We start from the raw sequence: 17,600 nt of genomic DNA, 5'->3' as shown, positions 1-17,600 counted from the left end.
GACGTGACCGGAAGCAGTCTTCGCTTTGAATGGACTTGGTCTTGACTGTGAACGCCGATTGCCATCAGGTGTCGGGCGAGGGCCGCCACGGCCGGCCCGGCCGCCGGTACTTGACTTCGAGAGCGCTCGAAGTTCTAGCGTCGCCACGGACGGCAAGGGTCCGGACGGACGGAGACGGTCATGCGGGTGGGCGTACACATCAACCGGTTCGACCACAGCGGCGGAGGGCCCGCCCTGGGCGCCGAACTCGCCGCGGCCGGCGCCGCGGCCGAGGCGGCGGGGATCAGCCGACTGTCGGTCATGGACCACTACTTCCAGATGGAGTTCAACGGCGGCGCCGAAGCGCCGATGCTGGAGGCCTACACGACCCTCGGCTATCTCGCGGGCCACACCTCCACGATTCAGCTGGGTGCGCTGGTCACCGGCGTGACCTACCGGCACCCCGGACTGCTGGCCAAGATCGCCACCTCGCTCGACGTCCTGTCCGGCGGCCGCGCCACCCTCGGCATCGGTGCGGCCTGGTACGACCGCGAGCACGAGGGCCTCGGCGTACCGTTCCCGCCACTCGCCGAGCGCTTCGAACGGCTCGAGGAGACCCTGCGGATCTGTCTGCAGATGTGGGACCCGCAGGCGAACGGCCCCTTCGAGGGCAAGCACTACAAGCTGGCCGAGACCCTGTGCGTACCGGCGCCGGTCAGCAGTCCCCACCCCGAGATCATGATCGGTGGAGGTGGCGAGAAGAAGACCCTGCGCCTGGTCGCCAAGTACGGCGACGCATGCAACCTGTTCGCGACCTCGCCGGATGAGGTCCGCCACAAACTCGACGTGCTGCGCGGGCACTGCGAGACCGAGGGACGCGACTACGACCGGATCCGCAAGACGATCGCCTACATGGGCGAGTCGGCCACGGAAGGTGACCTCGATGCCTTCCTGCGGGACATCGCCGGCTACACCAAGCTCGGCGTCGACACCGTGATCCTCGTGCCGCGCCTCGGGGAGCCCGCGGCATGGATCGAGAGCTTCGCGGCCCCGGCCGTTCAGCGGCTGGCCGAACTGGACTGAGGCTGCGCGGGACCGCTGCGCGAGACGACGCGCATCCCGCAGCCGTCGACCACACGGACCTGCAGCGAGCCGCAGCCGCAGCGGGTCCACACCGTGCGGCCCGCCGCGGTGCTGTGCCGCGACACCACCTGGAAGGGCTCGGCGCCGTCGGGCCAACCGCAGTACGGGCAGCTGGCGCCGGTCGTGCTGATCATGGCAACTCCTCGTACGTCCTGACTGGTGGACCGTCGCGACACAGCCAGCGTGCAGCGCAGCGTTCGTACACGTCCAGGTTGACTTTGTGGACCTGACCTTGAAGCCTGGCCTTCATGATTGATCTGCGCCGACTGCACGTCCTGAGGGCGGTGGCTCACTACGGCACGGTCACCGCGGCCGCCAGGGCTCTGCACTTCACCACGTCCGCGGCCTCCCAGCAGATCCGCCAGCTCGCCCGCGACCTCGGCGTCGACCTCCTCGAACCGCAGGGCCGCGGGGTGCGGCTCACCCCGGCCGCCGAGAGCCTGCTCGCGCACGCGGACGCGATCCAGGCCCGCTGGGAACAGGCCGAACTCGACCTGCGGGCCGATCACCGCGACCCGGCCGGGCCGCTGCGCGTGAGCGGCTTGGCGGTGGCCGCGTCGGTGCTCCTCGCGCCGATGGCGGCCCGTCTGCAGAAGCGTCATCCTCGGCTCTGCGTCCACATCCAGGAGTTGGGCGTCCCGGAGAGCTTCGACCTGCTCTTCGAAGGGGAGGTCGACCTGGCGATCGTCGAGGCCACCCCGCGCAATCCGCCGCTCGGCGACGCCCGCTTCGACCAGCAGCCGCTCCTGGACGACCCGTTCGACCTCGTCGTACCGGAAGGGCACCCCCTGGCCGGGCGCGAGCGCGTCGAGCTCGGGGACGCGGCGCGCGAGAGCTGGATCGCCCCGGTGCCGGAGAGCGCGTGCCGCACGCATGTGATGTCGGCGTGCGGCAAGGCGGGCTTCAGTCCCGACGTGATCCATCACGCCGTGGACTGGAACGTCACCGCGCACCTCGTCGCCAACCGGCTGGGCGTCGCGCTGATCCCTCGCCTGGCCCACCTCACCCCGCACCTGCCGATCGTCCGGGTCCGCTGCACGGGCAACCCGCACCGCAAACTGCTCACCTGCACCCGCAGCGGCGGCCGCGAACGGCCTGCGATCGCGGCCGCGCTGGGGGAGCTGCACGAGCTGGCCGCGACGGCGGTGGCCTGAGACGCGAAGAGGGCCGGAGCCCACAGGCTCCTGCCCTCTCGGGTCATGTCCGCACCGGTCAGGCGGCAGCGGCCGTGTCCGCGTGGCCGTGGACGCGGGCGATGACCTCGGTCAGCTGCGCGGCGACCTCGGCGTCGTCCGCCGGGTGGGTCTCGGCGAAGCGGACCACGGAGCCGGGGATGGAGAGCTTGACGTCCTCGAGCACCTTGGCGCCGGCGATGCCCAGGGACTTGCGGGTCTCGTCCTGCGCCCAGACGCCGCCGAACTGGCCGTACGCGGTGCCGACCACGGCAGCCGGCTTGCCGCCGAAGGCGCCCGCGCCGAAGGGGCGGGACAGCCAGTCGATGGCGTTCTTCAGGACCGCCGGGATGGTGCCGTTGTACTCGGGGGCGAAGAACAGGAACGCGTCGGCGGCCTGCGCGGCCTCGCGCAGCCTCGCGGCGGCGGCCGGGACGCTGCCCTCCACGTCGATGTCCTCGTTGTAGAAGGGGATCTCGGCCAGGCCCTCGAACAGCTCGACGTCCGCGCCCTCGGGAGCGAACTTGACGGCCGCCTCGGCGAGCTGGCGGTTGTGCGAACCGGCGCGAAGGCTGCCGACGAGCGCAAGGATGCGAACAGACATGGGGTACTCCAGGGGGTGCTGAAACATTGCCGTTACGATCCGGACCGAGGTCCGTTTATTGTTGTAGCACCTAACCGGACCGCGGTCCAGTTTTGTTCCCGATGCTTTATGCTGTCTTCATGTCCGCCACCCTGCCGCCCCTTCCGAGGCCCCAAGAGCCCGTCGGCGAGCCCGAGTTACTGCAGCTCGGCTCCGCGGCAGACGAGCCGTGCCTGCGCGCCGACGCCGCCCGCAACCGGGCCCGGCTGCTGGAGGCGGCCACGCGGCTGATCGCGGAGCACGGGGTGGCCGGAGTCACCATGGAGGCGGTCGCCGCGGCGGCCCACGTGGGCAAGGGGACCGTCTTCCGGCGCTTCGGCGACCGCACCGGGCTGCTGACGGCACTGCTGGACCATTCGGCGAAGCAGCTGCAGGCCGACTTCCTGGGCGGGCCGCCGCCGCTGGGGCCCGGGGCACCGGCGGTCGATCGGCTGCGGGCGTTCGGCGTGGCGGTGCTGTATCGCTCGGTCGAGCAGCTGGATCTGCAACTGGCCGCCCAGCCGGAACCGACCCGCCGCTTCGCCCACCCGTCGAGCCGGGCGCTGCACACGCACGTCATGATCCTGCTGCGGCAGATCCTGCCGGACGCCGACTGCGAACTTCTCGCCCAGACCCTGATGGGCTATCTCGACCCCGCCCTGATCCACCATCTGACCAGGCAGTGCGGGATGCCGCTGGAGCGACTGGAGGCGGGATGGGCCGACCTGGTCGACCGGGTCACCGGCAGCGAGCCGCGCCGCTGAGTCCTGCTCAGCCGTGGGCGGCAAACATGTTCAGCAGACCCTGCGGCGCATCGGAGCGGAACAGCAGGGCGCTGTTGCGTGCGGACTCGGAGGCGGCGAACTCACTGCGGGGGAACAGCTTCTCCTCGTATTCGGCCAGGGCGGCCCCGGTGTCGCCGCGGTGCTGGACCAGGGCCAGGCCCAGTTCGGCGCCGTCGAGCAGGGCGAGGTTGGCGCCCTCCCCGGCGAACGGCGACATCAGATGCGCCGCGTCCCCGACCAGCGTGACCCCCGGTGCATGCTCCCAGCGGTGCCCGACCGGCAGGGCGTGGATGCGCCGCGGGACCAGGGCACCGTCGGCATCGGCGACCAGTGCCCACAGGCTCTTGTCCCAGTCCGCGAAGTGCTCCAGTACGGCTGCCTTGGCCGCCTCGGTGTCGGTGAAGTCGATGCCGTCGAGCCACCCCTCGGCGGCTTCCAGCGCGACGTAGACGTGCAGGCTGCCGTCAGTCTCGCGGTGCGCGAGGAAGCCCCGGCCCGCCCCGAGTGCGAACAGCATGCCGCCGCCGACCACCTCGGCGCTGACCGGATGACGCAGGTCCGCGTCGTGCAGGTCCACCTCGACGAACGACACACCCGTGTAGGCGGGCTGGGCCGCGGAGAGCAGCGGGCGGATCCGTGACCAGGCACCGTCGGCGCCGACCAGCAGGTCCGTGGTGAACGCCGTGCCGTCCCCGAGCGTCACTTCGTGCCGGCCGCCGCCCAGCGGCCGGGCGCCGGTAACCCTGGCGCCCCAGCGGACGGTGTCCTCGGGCAGCGAGCCGAGGAGCAGGCTGCGCAGGTCGCCGCGGTCGATCTCGGGGCGGCTGCCGTTGCCGTCGTCCGTCTCCTCCATCCGGACCACCGCGTCCTTGTCGAGGATGCGCATGGCCTGGCCGCCCTGGTGCACGAGCGCACGGAACTCGTCGTACAGCCCCGCGGCGCGCAGTGCCACCTGGCCGGAGTCGTGGTGGATGTCGAGCATGCCGCCCTGGGTGCGGGCGGCGGGGGAGGCGTCCAGGTCGAAGACGGCCGCCTCGACGCCGTGCACATGCAGCACACGGGCGAGAGCGAGGCCGCCGAGCCCGGCGCCGACGACGGCTATGGGGTGGTGTGCGGTCATGGCGTACTCCTTGAGGTCAGTCGGACACGGTGGTCTGTTCGATGCCCGCGATCAGCACCCTCAGCCCCCACGACAGGCGGTCCTCGGGCGCACCCGAGAGCAGGGAGTCACCGACGGCGGCGATGCGCGGATGGGTCCGCTCCGAGACGCCGAACAGGTTGCGGCGCAGGGCGTCCCAGTCCTCCTCGGGCTGTCCGTCGCCGGAGTGCTCGGCGGCCGTGGCGGTGGCGTGCTGCAGCAGCAGGTCCACACCCCACGCGGCCTGCGCGGGCGGCACGCCGCCCTCGTCGAGCAGCGACAGCAGCGTCTCGATCAGGTTCAGGTAGTGCGGGCCGCTGGGCCGGGCCGTCAGCGCGGAGCGGGCCAGGCTCGGGTGCTCGAAGAGCATTGCCGTATACGCGGTGAGCACCCGCTCCAGCCGCTCCCGCCACGGGCCCTCGGCCGGGGCCGGCCCGACCGTCCCCAGCAGCTCGTCCAGGACGGCCGCATGCAGCTCCGCGGTGTTGCGGACGTAGACGTACAGCGAGGCCGGGCCGGTGTCGAGCTCCTGCGCCAGGCGCCGCATGGTCACCTTCTGCAGGCCCTCGGCGCGTAGGACCGCGACGGCCGCGGCAACGATGCCCGCCCTGGTCAGAGCGGGCTTGGCCGGGCGCTCACGGCGGCTGCGCGGGGTGTCAGGGCGGTCTGTCATACCCTCACCATAACGAACATGTTCGTTGCGAACAAGTTCGTGACGAACATGTTCGCCCCCGCCCGCCTGTGGCCCCGGCCACAGGTTCTGCAAAGATGCCGTACGTCATGGTGCAGATACCGAAAACGCCCGCGCCCTCGTCGCCCGCACCGCGCTCCGTGCCCACGAGCGCCGATGTGGCCCGCCTGGCCGGCGTCTCGCGCGCGACCGTCTCCTACGTCCTCAACAACACCAGTGCCGTACGGATCAGCGAGCCCACGCGCCGCCGCGTCCACGAGGCCGCCAAGGAACTCGGGTACGTGCCGCACGCGGCCGCCCGCAGCCTGCGCGCCGGACACAGCCGCCTGGTCCTGATGCCCGCGCCGCGCTTCCCGGTCGGCCCCCTCTACAGCCAGTTCATCAGCGAGCTGCAATGGGCGCTCGGCCGCCTCGACTACACGGTCGTGCAGTACGGCTCCGTCGGCGTGCACGGCGACGAGGCCGCCCGCGCCTGGGCCGAACTGCGCCCGGTCGCCGTCCTGGTGCCCGGCCCCGGTTCCCTCGGCCCCCAGGGCGTGACCGTGCTCAAGCGCTCCGGCGCCCGGGCCGTCGTCACCCTCGGGCCCAACTCCGTCGACGGCGCCCACGCCCTGCTGATGGACCACGAGGCCGTCGGCCACTGCGCCGGCAGTCACCTCTTCGACCGCGGCCGGCGCCGCATCGGCGTCGTCGTACCCGAGGAAGAGGGCCTGGAGTCCTTCTCCCTGCCCCGCCTCGAAGGCGTGCGCCGCGCCCTGCACGGCACCGACGCCGCCGTCACCGAACTGCCCCTCGCCTACGAGGAGGAATCCGCCGCGCGCCTCGCCGCCCGCTGGCGCGGCCTCGACCTGGACGCCGTGTTCGCGTACAACGACGAGTACGCGATGCTGCTGATGCGCGCCCTGCAGGACGGGGGAGTGCGCGTCCCGGAGGACACGGCCGTGATCGGCGCCGACGACCTCATGCTCGGCCGGCTGCTGCGGCCCCGGCTGAGCACGGTCCACATCGAGCTGCCGTCCGGCCGCGACCTCGCCGAACTGGTCGACCGCGCGGTCCGCAACCCCGGCGCCGCGCCCGAAACGCACAAGGTGCTGGGAGCCACGGTGGTGCACCGCGAGTCCAGCTGAACCCACGGGAGGCGCGCATGCGCACGACGGTCGGCATCATCGGCGGCGGCCCCGCCGGACTGCTCCTGGCCCGGCTGCTGCACCGCACCGGCATCGACTGCATCGTCCTGGAGGCCAGGACCCGCGAGTACGTCGAGCACCGCCAGCGCGCCGGAATGCTGGAGCAGGGCACGGTCGACGCCCTGCGCGAGGCCGGCGCCGCCCAGCGCCTGAACACCGAGGGCCTGGTCCACCAGGGCATCGAGCTGCGCTTCGACCGCGAACGCCACCACATCGACTTCCCGGCCCTCACCGGCGGCCGTACCGTCACCATCTACGCCCAGACCGAGATCGTGAAGGACCTCGTCGCCCTCCAACTGGCCGAGGGGCCACCGCTGTTGTTCGAGGCGGAGGCCCTGGCGATCGAGAAGCCGGAGAGTGCCTCACCCGTCGTGCGCTTCTTGCACGAGGGCCGCGAGCAGACGCTGACCTGCGACTGGGTGATCGGCTGCGACGGCTTCCACGGCATCTCCCGCGACACCTTCCCGGCCGCGAGCAGCCGCTCGTACGCGCACGACTACCCGTACTCCTGGCTCGGGATCCTCGCCGACGTGGCACCGTCCTGCGACGAACTGATCTACGCGCGCGGCGAGAGCGGCTTCGCCCTGCACAGCATGCGCTCCCCGCACCTCTCCCGCCTCTACCTCCAGGTCCCCAACGACACCGACCCCGACGACTGGCCCGACGACCGCATCTGGGACGAACTCGCCGCCCGCTTCGCAATCGACGCCGACTGGACCCTGCACCGCGGCCCGATCACCGCCAAGTCCGTGACCTCCATGCGCAGCTACGTCCACGAACCGATGCGCCACGGCCGCCTGCTGCTCGCCGGGGACGCCGCCCACATCGTGCCGCCGACCGGAGCCAAGGGGCTCAACCTCGCCGTCTCTGACGTCCGCGTCCTCGCCCGCGCCTTCGCCGAGCTGCACCGCACCGGATCCGAGCAACTCCTCGACACCTATTCGGAGATATGCCTCGCCCGGGTGTGGCAGGCCACGCGCTTCTCGTACGACATGACTAAGATGTTGCATGCTCAACCAGATGGGGATGCGTTCGAGAACCGCCTGCAGTTGACACGTCTGCGCCGGATCGCCGCATCCCGCCACGCGGCCGCCGAACTGGCCGCCAACTACTCGGGACTTCCGCTCATGACCTGAGTCCCGCCGGTGACGAAACGGAGAGCCGTCATGCCGTTGCTCGACCCGAAGACCTGGCAGTCCCGCCCCCTGTCGGGGCCGGAGTACGCCGTTACGGAGCCCGCCACCGGGGACACCCTCGCCACCGTCACCCTCGCCTCGGCCGAGGACGTGGGCACCGCCGCCGAGGCCGCCCGCTCCGCCCAGGCCGAGTGGGCCCGTGTCCCGCACTTCGTCCGCGCCGGCGTCCTGCGCAAGGCCGGCGACCTGTTCGCCGCGCACGCCGACGAACTGCGCGAGTGGATCGTCCGCGAGTCCGGCTCCATCCCCGGCAAGGCCGAGTTCGAGCTGCACGTCGCCGCCCAGGAGTGCTACGAGGCCGCAGCCCTCGCCTCCCGCCCGGCCGGACAGATCCTGCCCAGCGAGGCACCGCGCCTGTCGTACACGCGACGGGTCCCGGTGGGTGTGGTCGGCGTGATCTCCCCGTTCAACGCGCCGCTGATCCTCTCCATCCGCTCGGTCGCCCCGGCCCTCGCCCTGGGCAACGCGGTCGTCCTGAAGCCGGACCCGCGGACGGCGGTCTGCGGCGGACTGGCCCTCGCGGCCGTGTTCGCCGAGGCGGGCCTGCCCGAGAACCTGCTGCACGTGCTGCCGGGCGGCCCGGACGTCGGCCAGGCACTGGTCGCCGACCCGAAGATCCCCGTCATCTCCTTCACCGGCTCCACGGCGGCCGGCCGGGCGGTCGGCGAGGCGGGCGGCCGCCTCCTCAAGCGCGTCCACCTGGAACTCGGCGGGAACTCCGCCCTGGTCGTGCTGGAGGACGCCGACCTCGACGCGGTGATCTCCACGGCCGCCTGGGGGTCGTTCTTCCACCAGGGCCAGATCTGCATGACGACCGGCCGCCACCTGGTGCACCAGTCCCTGTACGGGGAGTACGTCGAGCGCCTCGCAGCCAAGGCCGACTCACTCGCCGTCGGCGACCCGCACCGCGAACAGGTCCACCTCGGCCCCATCATCGACGACGCCCAGCTGACCAAGGTGCACGGCCTGGTCGAGGCCAGCACCTCCCGCGGCGCCAAACTGGCCGCGGGCGGCACCCATGAACGCCTCTTCTACCGGCCGACGGTCCTCGCGGGCGTCGACGACCAGACCCCCGCCTACGCCGAGGAGGTCTTCGGCCCGGTCGCGCCTGTACGGTCCTTCGCCGACGCGGACGAGGCGGCAGCCCTGGCGTCGGCGGGGGAGTACGGCCTCTCCCTGGGCATCGTCACCCGCGACGCGGCCCGCGGCCTCGACCTCGCCGAGCGCATCCCGACCGGCATCGTCCACATCAACGACCAGACGGTGAACGACGAGGCCGTGGCACCCTTCGGCGGCATCGCCGCGTCCGGCACCGGCGCCCGCTTCGGCGGCGAGGCCAACCTGGAGGCCTTCACCGACGTGCGCTGGACGACGGTGCGCGCGGACGTGGCGCCCTACCCGTTCTGATCCGGGCGACTACTGGCCGTTCTGCTCGGCCTGCGTCTGCTGCTCCGCGACCGCCTTGCGGACCTCGTCCATGTCCAGCTTGCGGGCCTGGCCGATGACGTCCGTCAGGGCGGCCTCGGGCAGGGCGCCCGGCTGCGCGAACACGGCGACCTGGTCGCGGACGATCATCAGCGTCGGGATCGACTGGATACCGAAGGCCGCGGCCAGCTCCGGCTGCGCCTCGGTGTCGATCTTGCCGAACACCAGGTCGGGGTTGTCCTCGGCCGCCTTCTCGTAGACCGGCGCGAACTGACGGCACGGCCCGCACCACGACGCCCAGAAGTCGATCAGGACGAAGTCGTTGTCCGTGACCGTCTGGTCGAAGTTCTCCTTGGTGAGCTCCACGGTGCTGCTCATGACCTGAAATCCCTCTTCCTGCTGTCGGGGCGAAGCCGTCGGCACAACACGGCCGGCCGGTCACGTATTCCGCGCCCCTACCCGTGTGGCCTGAGCGCACACCACCCACCAGACTGACCCCATGACGGAAACGGAAACCATCGCGTACGACGTCGTGGTGCTCGGGGCCGGGCCCGTGGGGGAGAACGTCGCCGACCGCACCCGTGCGGCCGGCCTGTCCACCGCGGTCGTGGAGAGCGAGCTGGTCGGCGGCGAGTGCTCGTACTGGGCCTGCATCCCCAGCAAGGCCCTGCTGCGCCCGGTCATCGCCCGCGCGGACGCCCGCCGCGTGCCCGGCCTGCGCCAGTCGGTGCAGGGCCCCCTCGATGCGGCCGCGGTCCTCGCGCACCGCAACTACTACACCTCCGACTGGCACGACGACGGCGCGGCCCAGTGGCTGGACGGCATCGGCGCCGACCTCCACCGCGGCCACGGCCGCCTGACCGGCCCGCGCACGGTGACCGTCACCGGCTCGGACGGCGGGCGGAAGGTGCTCACCGCCCGCCACGCCGTCGCCCTCTGCACCGGCACCGACGCCGTACTGCCCGATCTGCCGGGCCTGGCCGAGGTCAAGCCGTGGACCAGCAGGAACGCGACCAGCGCGCAGGCCGTGCCCGGCCGTCTCGTCGTGGTCGGCGGCGGAGTCGTCGCCACCGAGATGGCCACCGCCTGGCAGGCCCTCGGCTCACAGGTCACCGTCCTCGTCCGCGGCAAGGGCCTGCTCAACCGCATGGAGCCCTTCGCCGGCGAACTGGTGGCAGAGGCCCTCACCGAGGCCGGTGCGGACGTCCGCACCGGCACGTCCGTGGAGTCGGTCACGCGCGAGAACGGCACGGTCGTGGTGGTGACCGACCAGGGCGACCGCATCGAGGCCGACGAGATCCTCTTCGCCACCGGGCGCCGACCGAAGACCGGCGACATCGGCCTGGACACGGTCGGCCTGGAGCCGGGCAGCTGGCTGCCGGTCGACGACAGCCTGCGGGTGACCGGCAGCGACTGGCTGTACGCGGTCGGCGACGTCAACCACCGCGCACTCCTCACCCACCAGGGCAAGTACCAGGCCCGCATCGCCGGCGCCGCCATCGCCGCCCGCGCCTCCGGCGTCCCGCTCCTGGAGTCGGACCCCTGGGGCGCCCACGCCGCCACCGCCGACCACCACGCCGTCCCCCAGGTCGTCTTCACCGACCCGGAGGCGGCGGCCGTCGGCCTCTCCCTCGCGGAGGCGGAACAGGCCGGGTACCGGGTCCGGGCCGTGGACGTCGAGATGTCCTCCGCGTCCGGCGCGGGCCTGTACGCCGACGGATACCGCGGCCGCGCCCGGATGGTCGTGGACCTGAACGAGGAGATCCTGCGCGGAGTCACCTTCGTCGGCCCCGGCGTCGGCGAACTCATCCACTCGGCGACGATCGCCGTCGCCGGCCAGGTCCCGGTCAGCAGGCTCTGGCACGCGGTGCCGTCGTTCCCGACGATCAGCGAGGTGTGGCTGCGGCTGCTGGAGGCGTACCGCGACAACTGACGTACGACAGCTGCCGGATGGACGCCTGGGATGTGTTGACGGCATGTGCCTCTTTGCGCCGTGGGTGCGCCAGTTCGCGGTGACGCCACGAGGGCATTTCGGAGGGGGTACAGGAACAGCAGCCTGATCTGCTGCTGTTGCCGTCGCAGGGGGGAGCTGGGGCGATGTCTGGGCTCAGGGGGCTGAAGGAACTGGCCGCCGCGTCCGCTTTGGTCGTGGCGGCCTGCGTTGCCTCGATTCTGGTCACTGTGTTTCTGGTACGCGTACCGGGGCTGCAGTCTCCGCAAAGCGGCAACGCAGGGCAGGCGTTCGGGGCGGCAGCCGGTGTGACGTCGATGATCGTGCTCGTCTTCATGGTCCGGACGTTCCATCAGCAACGTCAAGAGACGCATGTGCAGCGGGAGTTGCTCGACGCCCAGCTGACCGAGGTGATGTCGCAGAGCGAGTACGCGCGCTTCAACAACGAATGCGCTCAGCGCGTGGCGGAATCGGCTGTGCGGGCGCAGCATCACGCGCTGCTGAGTGCGGCCATCGAGGATCCCGTGCTGGCCGATGTGTGGCCGAGCTGGGGGCCGGAGATCTCCGAGGAGAAGCGGAAGCAGTTCCTTTACGCCAACCTGATCATTTCATTCCAGTACATGGCGTACATGGTCAACTACACATCGGCCGACGAGATGGAAGCGGGCATGTACCGGCTGTTCAAGAGCGAGGTGATTCGTGAGTTCTGGGAACAGTCACGGCCGAACCGCACGGTGGGTACCGCGTCCGGCGGTGCCATGTGGAAGTTCTACGAGATGGCCGAACTGGCCTACCGGCGTCATCAGGTGGACGAGCCGGGAGTCGAGTGAGGACCTCAAGCCGAGGGAGGCTGCCATCCCGCTGCGAGGGCGACACTGCGGGGGACCACCACAAGGCGTTCACCCGGCCCCACACCGGTGCCCTGGGGGAGCTGGTCGTGCAACTCGCCGGGTGCTTCCGAGCCGATGAGGGCCAGATCGCCGCTCGGCAGCTCGAAGACGGCGGGACAAGTGGACTCGCTGAGGCACGAGGCGGCGGTTGCCAGCAACTTGATCTGGGTCACGTCGGTCACATTAGCAGCGCCGGTACCTGCAGAAACGTTCTTCACGACGGTGACGGCAGATCGAAACCCAGGACCTGCGCCGCCTCCTGAGGCGTCGCCTGCGTCCACCGCTCCGCCATCGCCTGGTTCGACGACAGAGAGCGCAGCTCCGCCCGGTCGAGGTACAGAACGCCGTCGAGATGATCGGTCTCGTGCTGCACGATCCGCGCCGGCCAGCCGCTGAACACCTCGTCCACCGGTCGCCCGAACTCGTCCTCACCCCTCAGCCGCACCTCGGCGGCCCGCGCCACCACCGCCTGCCATCCCGGCACGCTCAGACACCCCTCGAAGAAGGCGGCCCGAGCCGCACCGACGGGCTCGTACGTCGGATTGACCAGCACCCGGAACGGCTGCGGCACCCGGCCGCGGGCCAGCCGTACCTCCTCCGGCACCGGCGCCGGATCCTCGATCACCGCGATCCGCAGCGGCACACCCACCTGCGGCGCGGCGAGGCCCACGCCCGGCGCCTCGTGCATGGTGACGCGCAGGGCCTCGACGAAGCGGGCAAGCAGGGCGGGGCCGAGCTGGCCGTCGAAGTGCTCGGTGCCGGCCCTCAGGGCCGGGTCGCCGGCCGCGACGATGGGCAACGGGCCGTCGGTGGCGAGGAGTTCCTCGACCTGCTCGGCAAGGGGCGCGTGATCACGGGGAGTTGCCATCGGGCCAGGATGCCATGGACTTCGGCCACAGCCGTCGCGACGTGTGACGCACACCACTCCCGTCTCCGGGAACTCGGCGCCCCCCGCCCCCGACTACTGGACCGCTACGCCACACCCCGTCCCCCTCCCCCCGGAGAAGCCCGCCGATGTCCACCGCTCCCTCGACCACCAAGGACGAGGCCCCGCAACCGGCCGCCACCCCGGCGCCGTCCCCCGGCCGCCTCGCGCCGCTCCGCCCGCTGGTGCTGCGCCTGCACTTCTACGCCGGAGTGCTCGTCGCACCGTTCCTGCTCGTCGCCGCCGTCACCGGCTTCCTGTACGCCGGCGCGTTCCAGGCCGAGAAGCTCGTGTACGCGCAGGAGATGACCGTCGCCAAGGTGGGCGACACCGAGCTGCCGATCTCCGAGCAGGTGGCCGCCGCCCGCAAGGCCCACCCCGAGGGCACCGTCTCGGCCGTACGCCCCTCCCCGGAGGCCGACGCCACCACCAGAGTGCTGCTCTCCGGCGTCAAGGGCGTCGACCCCGACCACTCCCTCGCGGTCTTCGTCGACCCGTACACCGGCAAGGTGCGTGGCGCCCTCGAACAGTACGGCTCTACGGGCGCGTTGCCGCTGCGTACCTGGATCGACGAGCTCCACCGTGACCTGCACCTAGGCGACACCGGCCGGCTCTACAGCGAGTTCGCCGCGAGCTGGCTGTGGGTGATCGCGGGCGGCGGTCTGCTGCTGTGGTTCTCCCGCCGCCGGGCCCTGCGCAAAGTGCGCGGGACCAGCGGGCGGCGCCGCACGCTCGGCCTGCACGGCACTGTCGGCGTCTGGGCCGCCGCCGGGTTCATCTTCCTGTCGGCGACCGGTCTGACCTGGTCGACCTACGCCGGGGCGAACATCGACACGCTGCGCACCTCGCTCGGCCAGGCCACCCCGTCCGTCTCGGCGACGGCGGGTGGCGAGCACGCGGGTCACGGAAGCTCCGCGTCAGCCGGGGGTGCCGAGCACGGCGTCGGACTCGACAAGGTGCTGGCTGCGGCCCGGGCCAAGGGCCTGACCGACCCGGTGGAGCTTGTGCCGCCCGCCGACGCGAACTCCGCGTACGTCGTCAAGCAGGTGCAGCGCAGCTGGCCCGAGAAGCAGGATTCGGTCGCGGTCGACCCGGCCACCGGCAAGGTCACCGACGAACTGCGCTTCGCCGACTATCCGTTGCTCGCCAAGCTGACCCGCTGGGGTATCGACCTGCACACGGGTGTCCTGTTCGGCCTGGTCAACCAGATCGCCCTGATGCTGCTCGCGCTCTCCCTCATCCTGCTGATCGTCTGGGGCTACCGCATGTGGTGGCAGCGCGGCCGCGGCTCCGCCTTCGGCCGGCCGATCCCGCGCGGCGCCTGGCAGCAGGTACCGCCGCAGATCCTCGTCCCGGCGGTCGCCGTCATCGCCGTCCTCGGCTACTTCGTGCCGCTGCTCGGCATTCCGCTGGCCGTCTTCATCGTGGTCGACGTCCTCCTCGGCGAGATCGCCCACCGCAGGGGACGGTACATACCGGCACCGGAGCCGGCCGTGAAGTAGCGCGGTGGCGCAGGGCGGAGACATGGCCGGGGCCCGGTTCCTTTGCGGAACCGGGCCCCGGCCGTAGAGCCGTAGAGCCGTACGGGCTGGCTCAGACCTGCTCGAAGTCGCCCGCGAGCGCCGAGGCGATCCGCAGGTGCGAGTCGGCCTCCTCGTGCCGCCCCTGCCGCTCGAGCGTGCGGCCGAGCATCAGCCGGGCGTAGTGCTCCACCGGGTCGCGCTCGACGATGACGCGCAACTCGGTCTCCGCGCGGCGCAGTTGGGCCGAGTGGTAGTAGGCCCGCGCCAGCAGCAGCCGCGGTCCGGTCTGCTCCGGCACCTCCTCGACCAGCCCGCCCAGCACGCGCGCCGCGGCGGCGTAGTCCTTGGCGTCGAAGAACATGTGCGCGCGCTCCCAGCGCTCCGCCGGTGTTCCGTGGTCGTAGTACGTCGTGTCCACTCGTGACCTCCTTCGGACCACTGCAACCACCACGGATGGTTGAACATTCCAGTGTGTGCGGGAGGGGCCTCAGGCCGACAGTGCGGTCAGCTCCTTGTCGGCCCGCTCGGTCACCAGGGCCAGCACGCGACCGGCCGCCGCCAGATCCTCCGCCGGGATTCCGGCGTAGATCCGGGCGGAGATCTCCCCGGTCTCGGCGTTCACCTCGGTGTGGAACTCCCGTCCGGCGTCCGTGATCCGGACCGCGGACGTGTCGGCCGCCGCCAGCCCCTTGGCGATCAGTTCCTCGACGACGCCCTCCACGTCTGCCGCGTCGACCTTGAGGTCGCCGGCGACCTGCCCGACGAGGACCTCGCGCTCGAGGGGCCCTTCGGCGGCGGCGAGGGGCCTGAGGGTGATCTGCTGCTGGAAGGTGGCGCCATGGCGGGCCAGGACGTGCTCCAGGACGGCACGGCCGGCGTAGTGGGCCAGGGCGATGACGCGGCCGTTGACGGTGGGTGCGGTGGTGGTCATAGCTGCTCCGTCTCGTTCTCGCTGAATGGATCAAGAGGTGCGTCGAGCAGGGTGGCCAGGTCGCGGGTGAACTCCCGCGCGCGCGGGCTGTCGAGACCGCCGAGCGGCTCCAGCAGCTGCTGCAGGAGTTTCGCCACGACCTTGATGGCACGTCCGGTGACCTCACGGCCCTGCTCGGTGAGGGCCAGCTGTACGGCGCGCGGGTCCTTGGGGTCCCGGGTGCGCTCGAGGAGGCCGGCCGCTTCCAGGGCGCGGGCCAGTTTGGACACGTAGAGCGGTTCGAGCCCGGTCTGATCGGCGAGGCGGCGCTGGCTGGGACGCTCCCCGCTGCGCTGCATGCCGTACAGCGAGGCCACCAGCGAGTACTGCGCGTGGGTCAGGCCGAGCGGGGCCACGGCCCGGTCGACGGCCACCCGCCACTTCATCGACAGGCGCCAGACCAGGAAGCCGGGCGTGGCTTTCTCGGAACCACTACTCATGGCAGATACAGTACATGGCTATTATGTCCATGGCTACTATTTCCTGGGTGGTGGGCGAGAACGCCCGAGTGACGGACTGACGGGACGCCCTCGGCAGGGCTAGGTTGGCGCCATGAGCAATCTTGATCGCGAGGCGGTTCCCGCCCTGTGCGGCGGCCGTGGATTCGTGGTGGCGGAGCCCGTGCGTGAACTCCTCAGCCCTCGCCGCGTCAAGCTCGGCGAGTCGACCGAAGTCCGCCGTCTGCTGCCCAACCTGGGCCGCCGCATGGTCGGCGCCTGGTGCTTCGTCGATCACTACGGCCCCGACGACATCGCCGACGAGCCCGGCATGCAGGTGCCGCCGCACCCGCACATGGGCCTGCAGACGGTGAGCTGGCTGCACCAGGGCGAGGTGCTGCACCGCGACTCCACCGGCAGCCTGCAGACCATCCGCCCCCGCGAACTGGGGCTCATGACCTCCGGCCGGGCCATCAGCCACTCCGAGGAGAGCCCCCGGCCGCACGCCCGTTTCCTGCACGGCGCGCAACTGTGGGTCGCCCTCCCCGACGGCCACCGCCACACCGACCCGCACTTCGAACACCACGCCGAACTGCCGCTCGTCACGGCACCGGGCCTGAGGGCCACGCTGATCCTCGGCGACCTCGACGGCGCGACCTCGCCCGGCACGACGTACACCCCGATCGTCGGCGCCGACCTGGCCCTCGCCCGCGGCGCGGACGTACGCCTGCCGCTGGAGCCGGACTTCGAGTACGCCGTGCTGTCCATGTCCGGCGAGGCCCACGTCGACGGCGTGCCGCTGCTGCCGGGCTCGATGCTCTACCTCGGCTGCGGCCGCACCGAACTCCCGCTGCGCGCCGAGTCGGACGCAGGCCTGATGCTCCTGGGCGGCGAGCCCTTCGAGGAGGAGCTCATCATGTTCTGGAACTGGATCGGACGGTCCCAGGAAGAGATCGTCCAGGCTCGTGAGGACTGGATGACCGGGTCGCGATTCGGAGAGGTGAAGGGGTATGACGGGGCACCGCTGCCTGCCCCGGAGCTTCCGCCGCTACCTTTGAAACCACGGGGAAGGGCGCGTTGACCTGCCCAGATGCGGCAATCGGGATGCCGAGGCGGGGATGCGTGGACTTCCGGACTCTCAGTTCCCCGACCATTGGGGGGCGTGGGGCGGCAGTCCGCTTGCTGACATGTGACGGCGCGTCAGTCTGCGCGGACCGGAGTCCGCGTGGCGGCGCCGGGCAGGCGGCGGCTCCACCACCCACCGCTTCGGCTGCGGCGGGGACGCTTCTGTAACAGCCGCACGTCATTTCCGGCGGCGGCCACGCACGGGTACGCCGGTGCGCCTGGCCACGTGGGACGTGCGGGCCTTCGCCTCGGGACGGTGGCCGCCCCGGCAGCACCTGCCTCGCCGGTACTCGGCCGTGGGCGCCTCACAGGGATCTGCTCGACCATCGAGCTGTGGGGGCAAGGGGCTAGACACCGAGACCCCCACCGCCGGTCACCCGGGGGGGGCCGGACCACCCACGACCCCCGCGGCGACGGCCCCGCCCAGCGCGGCGGGCCGGG

Annotated in this window: 20 protein-coding genes; 10 read left to right on the top strand and 10 right to left on the bottom strand. The window is 71.5% G+C overall.

Translation table 11 applies throughout. The features are described 5' to 3' along the window. Positions 1-180 precede the first annotated feature (180 nt). Positions 181-1,062 (top strand): LLM class F420-dependent oxidoreductase, encoded by an 882-nt coding sequence (locus ACFY10_RS46990; protein ID WP_390671534.1) that lies wholly within the window; start codon positions 181-183, stop codon positions 1,060-1,062. Here ACFY10_RS46990 and ACFY10_RS46985 read toward each other — a convergent pair. Then, positions 1,038-1,256 carry a hypothetical protein gene (locus ACFY10_RS46985; protein WP_390671533.1) on the bottom strand — a complete coding sequence of 73 codons (219 nt, stop codon included), beginning with the start codon at positions 1,254-1,256 and terminating at the stop codon, positions 1,038-1,040. The genes ACFY10_RS46990 and ACFY10_RS46985 overlap by 25 nt on opposite strands. Positions 1,257-1,370: 114 nt before the next feature. On the opposite strand from ACFY10_RS46985, the gene ACFY10_RS46980 reads away from it, so the two are divergent. Further along, entirely contained in the window at positions 1,371-2,276 is a 906-nt protein-coding gene (locus tag ACFY10_RS46980) for a LysR family transcriptional regulator (RefSeq protein WP_390671532.1), read from the top strand. 58 nt (positions 2,277-2,334) lie between these two features. Here the strand turns inward: ACFY10_RS46980 and ACFY10_RS46975 are convergent, their stop codons facing one another. Further along, positions 2,335-2,898 (bottom strand): NAD(P)H-dependent oxidoreductase, encoded by a 564-nt coding sequence (locus tag ACFY10_RS46975; protein WP_390671531.1) that lies wholly within the window; start codon positions 2,896-2,898, stop codon positions 2,335-2,337. A gap of 101 nt (positions 2,899-2,999) precedes the next feature. On the opposite strand from ACFY10_RS46975, the gene ACFY10_RS46970 reads away from it, so the two are divergent. After that, the gene (locus tag ACFY10_RS46970) at positions 3,000-3,680 is read left to right on the top strand and encodes a TetR/AcrR family transcriptional regulator (protein WP_390671530.1); all 681 of its coding nucleotides are present in this window, start codon (positions 3,000-3,002) and stop codon (positions 3,678-3,680) included. Between the two features lie 7 nt (positions 3,681-3,687). Here the strand turns inward: ACFY10_RS46970 and ACFY10_RS46965 are convergent, their stop codons facing one another. Next, positions 3,688-4,821, bottom strand: coding sequence for an FAD-dependent oxidoreductase (locus tag ACFY10_RS46965; protein ID WP_390671529.1), 1,134 nt, complete (start codon positions 4,819-4,821; stop codon positions 3,688-3,690). A 16-nt stretch (positions 4,822-4,837) separates the two neighbouring features. Continuing rightward, positions 4,838-5,512: a TetR/AcrR family transcriptional regulator gene (locus tag ACFY10_RS46960; RefSeq protein WP_390671528.1), complete on the bottom strand. Its 675-nt coding sequence runs from the start codon at positions 5,510-5,512 to the stop codon at positions 4,838-4,840. 95 nt (positions 5,513-5,607) lie between these two features. Between ACFY10_RS46960 and ACFY10_RS46955 the strand changes: the two genes are divergently transcribed. Genes ACFY10_RS46955 through ACFY10_RS46945 form a run of 3 tightly spaced genes read left to right on the top strand, consistent with a single transcriptional unit; the run spans position 5,608 to position 9,320 of the window. Beyond that, a complete protein-coding gene (locus tag ACFY10_RS46955) occupies positions 5,608-6,657 on the top strand; it encodes a LacI family DNA-binding transcriptional regulator (RefSeq protein WP_390671527.1) in 1,050 nt (349 codons plus the stop codon). A gap of 17 nt (positions 6,658-6,674) precedes the next feature. Further along, positions 6,675-7,853, top strand: coding sequence for a 4-hydroxybenzoate 3-monooxygenase (locus ACFY10_RS46950; RefSeq protein ID WP_390671526.1), 1,179 nt, complete (start codon positions 6,675-6,677; stop codon positions 7,851-7,853). Between the two features lie 30 nt (positions 7,854-7,883). Further along, positions 7,884-9,320, top strand: coding sequence for an aldehyde dehydrogenase family protein (locus ACFY10_RS46945; protein WP_390671525.1), 1,437 nt, complete (start codon positions 7,884-7,886; stop codon positions 9,318-9,320). A 9-nt stretch (positions 9,321-9,329) separates the two neighbouring features. Here the strand turns inward: ACFY10_RS46945 and trxA are convergent, their stop codons facing one another. Next, positions 9,330-9,716 (bottom strand): thioredoxin, encoded by a 387-nt coding sequence (gene trxA, locus ACFY10_RS46940; RefSeq protein WP_390671524.1) that lies wholly within the window; start codon positions 9,714-9,716, stop codon positions 9,330-9,332. 121 nt (positions 9,717-9,837) lie between these two features. Here trxA and ACFY10_RS46935 point away from each other — a divergent pair, with 121 nt between their 5' ends. Beyond that, the gene (locus ACFY10_RS46935) at positions 9,838-11,271 is read left to right on the top strand and encodes a dihydrolipoyl dehydrogenase family protein (RefSeq protein WP_390671523.1); all 1,434 of its coding nucleotides are present in this window, start codon (positions 9,838-9,840) and stop codon (positions 11,269-11,271) included. Between the two features lie 164 nt (positions 11,272-11,435). Further along, positions 11,436-12,119: a DUF6082 family protein gene (locus ACFY10_RS46930; RefSeq protein ID WP_390671522.1), complete on the top strand. Its 684-nt coding sequence runs from the start codon at positions 11,436-11,438 to the stop codon at positions 12,117-12,119. Between the two features lie 5 nt (positions 12,120-12,124). Here the strand turns inward: ACFY10_RS46930 and ACFY10_RS46925 are convergent, their stop codons facing one another. Both ACFY10_RS46925 and ACFY10_RS46920 read right to left on the bottom strand, forming a co-directional pair. Continuing rightward, positions 12,125-12,352 (bottom strand): hypothetical protein, encoded by a 228-nt coding sequence (locus ACFY10_RS46925; protein WP_390671521.1) that lies wholly within the window; start codon positions 12,350-12,352, stop codon positions 12,125-12,127. A gap of 41 nt (positions 12,353-12,393) precedes the next feature. Further along, positions 12,394-13,047 (bottom strand): peptide deformylase, encoded by a 654-nt coding sequence (locus tag ACFY10_RS46920; RefSeq protein WP_390671520.1) that lies wholly within the window; start codon positions 13,045-13,047, stop codon positions 12,394-12,396. 146 nt (positions 13,048-13,193) lie between these two features. Between ACFY10_RS46920 and ACFY10_RS46915 the strand changes: the two genes are divergently transcribed. Beyond that, positions 13,194-14,606: a PepSY-associated TM helix domain-containing protein gene (locus ACFY10_RS46915; RefSeq protein ID WP_390671519.1), complete on the top strand. Its 1,413-nt coding sequence runs from the start codon at positions 13,194-13,196 to the stop codon at positions 14,604-14,606. Between the two features lie 91 nt (positions 14,607-14,697). On the opposite strand, the gene ACFY10_RS46910 is transcribed toward ACFY10_RS46915, so the two are convergent. From ACFY10_RS46910 to ACFY10_RS46900, 3 genes are all read right to left on the bottom strand, one after another. Further along, complete coding sequence (locus ACFY10_RS46910; RefSeq protein WP_390671518.1) at positions 14,698-15,045, bottom strand: tetratricopeptide repeat protein; 348 nt, start codon at positions 15,043-15,045, stop codon at positions 14,698-14,700. Between the two features lie 69 nt (positions 15,046-15,114). Continuing rightward, entirely contained in the window at positions 15,115-15,558 is a 444-nt protein-coding gene (locus tag ACFY10_RS46905) for a MarR family winged helix-turn-helix transcriptional regulator (RefSeq protein ID WP_390671517.1), read from the bottom strand. Continuing rightward, the gene (locus ACFY10_RS46900; RefSeq protein WP_390671516.1) at positions 15,555-16,037 is read right to left on the bottom strand and encodes a MarR family winged helix-turn-helix transcriptional regulator; all 483 of its coding nucleotides are present in this window, start codon (positions 16,035-16,037) and stop codon (positions 15,555-15,557) included. Before ACFY10_RS46900 ends, ACFY10_RS46905 begins: the two co-directional genes overlap by 4 nt. 112 nt (positions 16,038-16,149) lie before the next feature. Between ACFY10_RS46900 and ACFY10_RS46895 the strand changes: the two genes are divergently transcribed. Continuing rightward, a complete protein-coding gene (locus ACFY10_RS46895) occupies positions 16,150-17,115 on the top strand; it encodes a pirin family protein (RefSeq protein WP_390671515.1) in 966 nt (321 codons plus the stop codon). Positions 17,116-17,600: the final 485 nt, after the last annotated feature.

Origin of the sequence: Streptomyces sp. NPDC001401 (assembly GCF_042895385.1) — a bacterium.
Taxonomy (GTDB): Bacteria; Actinomycetota; Actinomycetes; order Streptomycetales; family Streptomycetaceae; genus Streptomyces.
This window is presented reverse-complemented; position numbering and strand designations above follow the sequence as displayed.

What these genes read in the sequence shown, in the direction of transcription:
- ACFY10_RS46935 (WP_390671523.1), top strand. Translation starts at nt 9,838, where the DNA reads ATGACGGAAACGGAAACCATCGCGTACGACGTCGTGGTGCTCGGGGCC.
- ACFY10_RS46965 (WP_390671529.1), bottom strand. Translation starts at nt 4,821, where the DNA reads ATGACCGCACACCACCCCATAGCCGTCGTCGGCGCCGGGCTCGGCGGC.
- ACFY10_RS46930 (WP_390671522.1), top strand. Translation starts at nt 11,436, where the DNA reads ATGTCTGGGCTCAGGGGGCTGAAGGAACTGGCCGCCGCGTCCGCTTTG.
- ACFY10_RS46945 (WP_390671525.1), top strand. Translation starts at nt 7,884, where the DNA reads ATGCCGTTGCTCGACCCGAAGACCTGGCAGTCCCGCCCCCTGTCGGGG.
- ACFY10_RS46990 (WP_390671534.1), top strand. Translation starts at nt 181, where the DNA reads ATGCGGGTGGGCGTACACATCAACCGGTTCGACCACAGCGGCGGAGGG.
- ACFY10_RS46905 (WP_390671517.1), bottom strand. Translation starts at nt 15,558, where the DNA reads ATGACCACCACCGCACCCACCGTCAACGGCCGCGTCATCGCCCTGGCC.
- ACFY10_RS46955 (WP_390671527.1), top strand. Translation starts at nt 5,608, where the DNA reads ATGCCGTACGTCATGGTGCAGATACCGAAAACGCCCGCGCCCTCGTCG.
- trxA (WP_390671524.1), bottom strand. Translation starts at nt 9,716, where the DNA reads ATGAGCAGCACCGTGGAGCTCACCAAGGAGAACTTCGACCAGACGGTC.
- ACFY10_RS46985 (WP_390671533.1), bottom strand. Translation starts at nt 1,256, where the DNA reads ATGATCAGCACGACCGGCGCCAGCTGCCCGTACTGCGGTTGGCCCGAC.
- ACFY10_RS46975 (WP_390671531.1), bottom strand. Translation starts at nt 2,898, where the DNA reads ATGTCTGTTCGCATCCTTGCGCTCGTCGGCAGCCTTCGCGCCGGTTCG.
- ACFY10_RS46960 (WP_390671528.1), bottom strand. Translation starts at nt 5,512, where the DNA reads ATGACAGACCGCCCTGACACCCCGCGCAGCCGCCGTGAGCGCCCGGCC.
- ACFY10_RS46980 (WP_390671532.1), top strand. Translation starts at nt 1,371, where the DNA reads ATGATTGATCTGCGCCGACTGCACGTCCTGAGGGCGGTGGCTCACTAC.
- ACFY10_RS46970 (WP_390671530.1), top strand. Translation starts at nt 3,000, where the DNA reads ATGCTTTATGCTGTCTTCATGTCCGCCACCCTGCCGCCCCTTCCGAGG.
- ACFY10_RS46895 (WP_390671515.1), top strand. Translation starts at nt 16,150, where the DNA reads ATGAGCAATCTTGATCGCGAGGCGGTTCCCGCCCTGTGCGGCGGCCGT.
- ACFY10_RS46950 (WP_390671526.1), top strand. Translation starts at nt 6,675, where the DNA reads ATGCGCACGACGGTCGGCATCATCGGCGGCGGCCCCGCCGGACTGCTC.
- ACFY10_RS46920 (WP_390671520.1), bottom strand. Translation starts at nt 13,047, where the DNA reads ATGGCAACTCCCCGTGATCACGCGCCCCTTGCCGAGCAGGTCGAGGAA.
- ACFY10_RS46900 (WP_390671516.1), bottom strand. Translation starts at nt 16,037, where the DNA reads ATGAGTAGTGGTTCCGAGAAAGCCACGCCCGGCTTCCTGGTCTGGCGC.
- ACFY10_RS46915 (WP_390671519.1), top strand. Translation starts at nt 13,194, where the DNA reads ATGTCCACCGCTCCCTCGACCACCAAGGACGAGGCCCCGCAACCGGCC.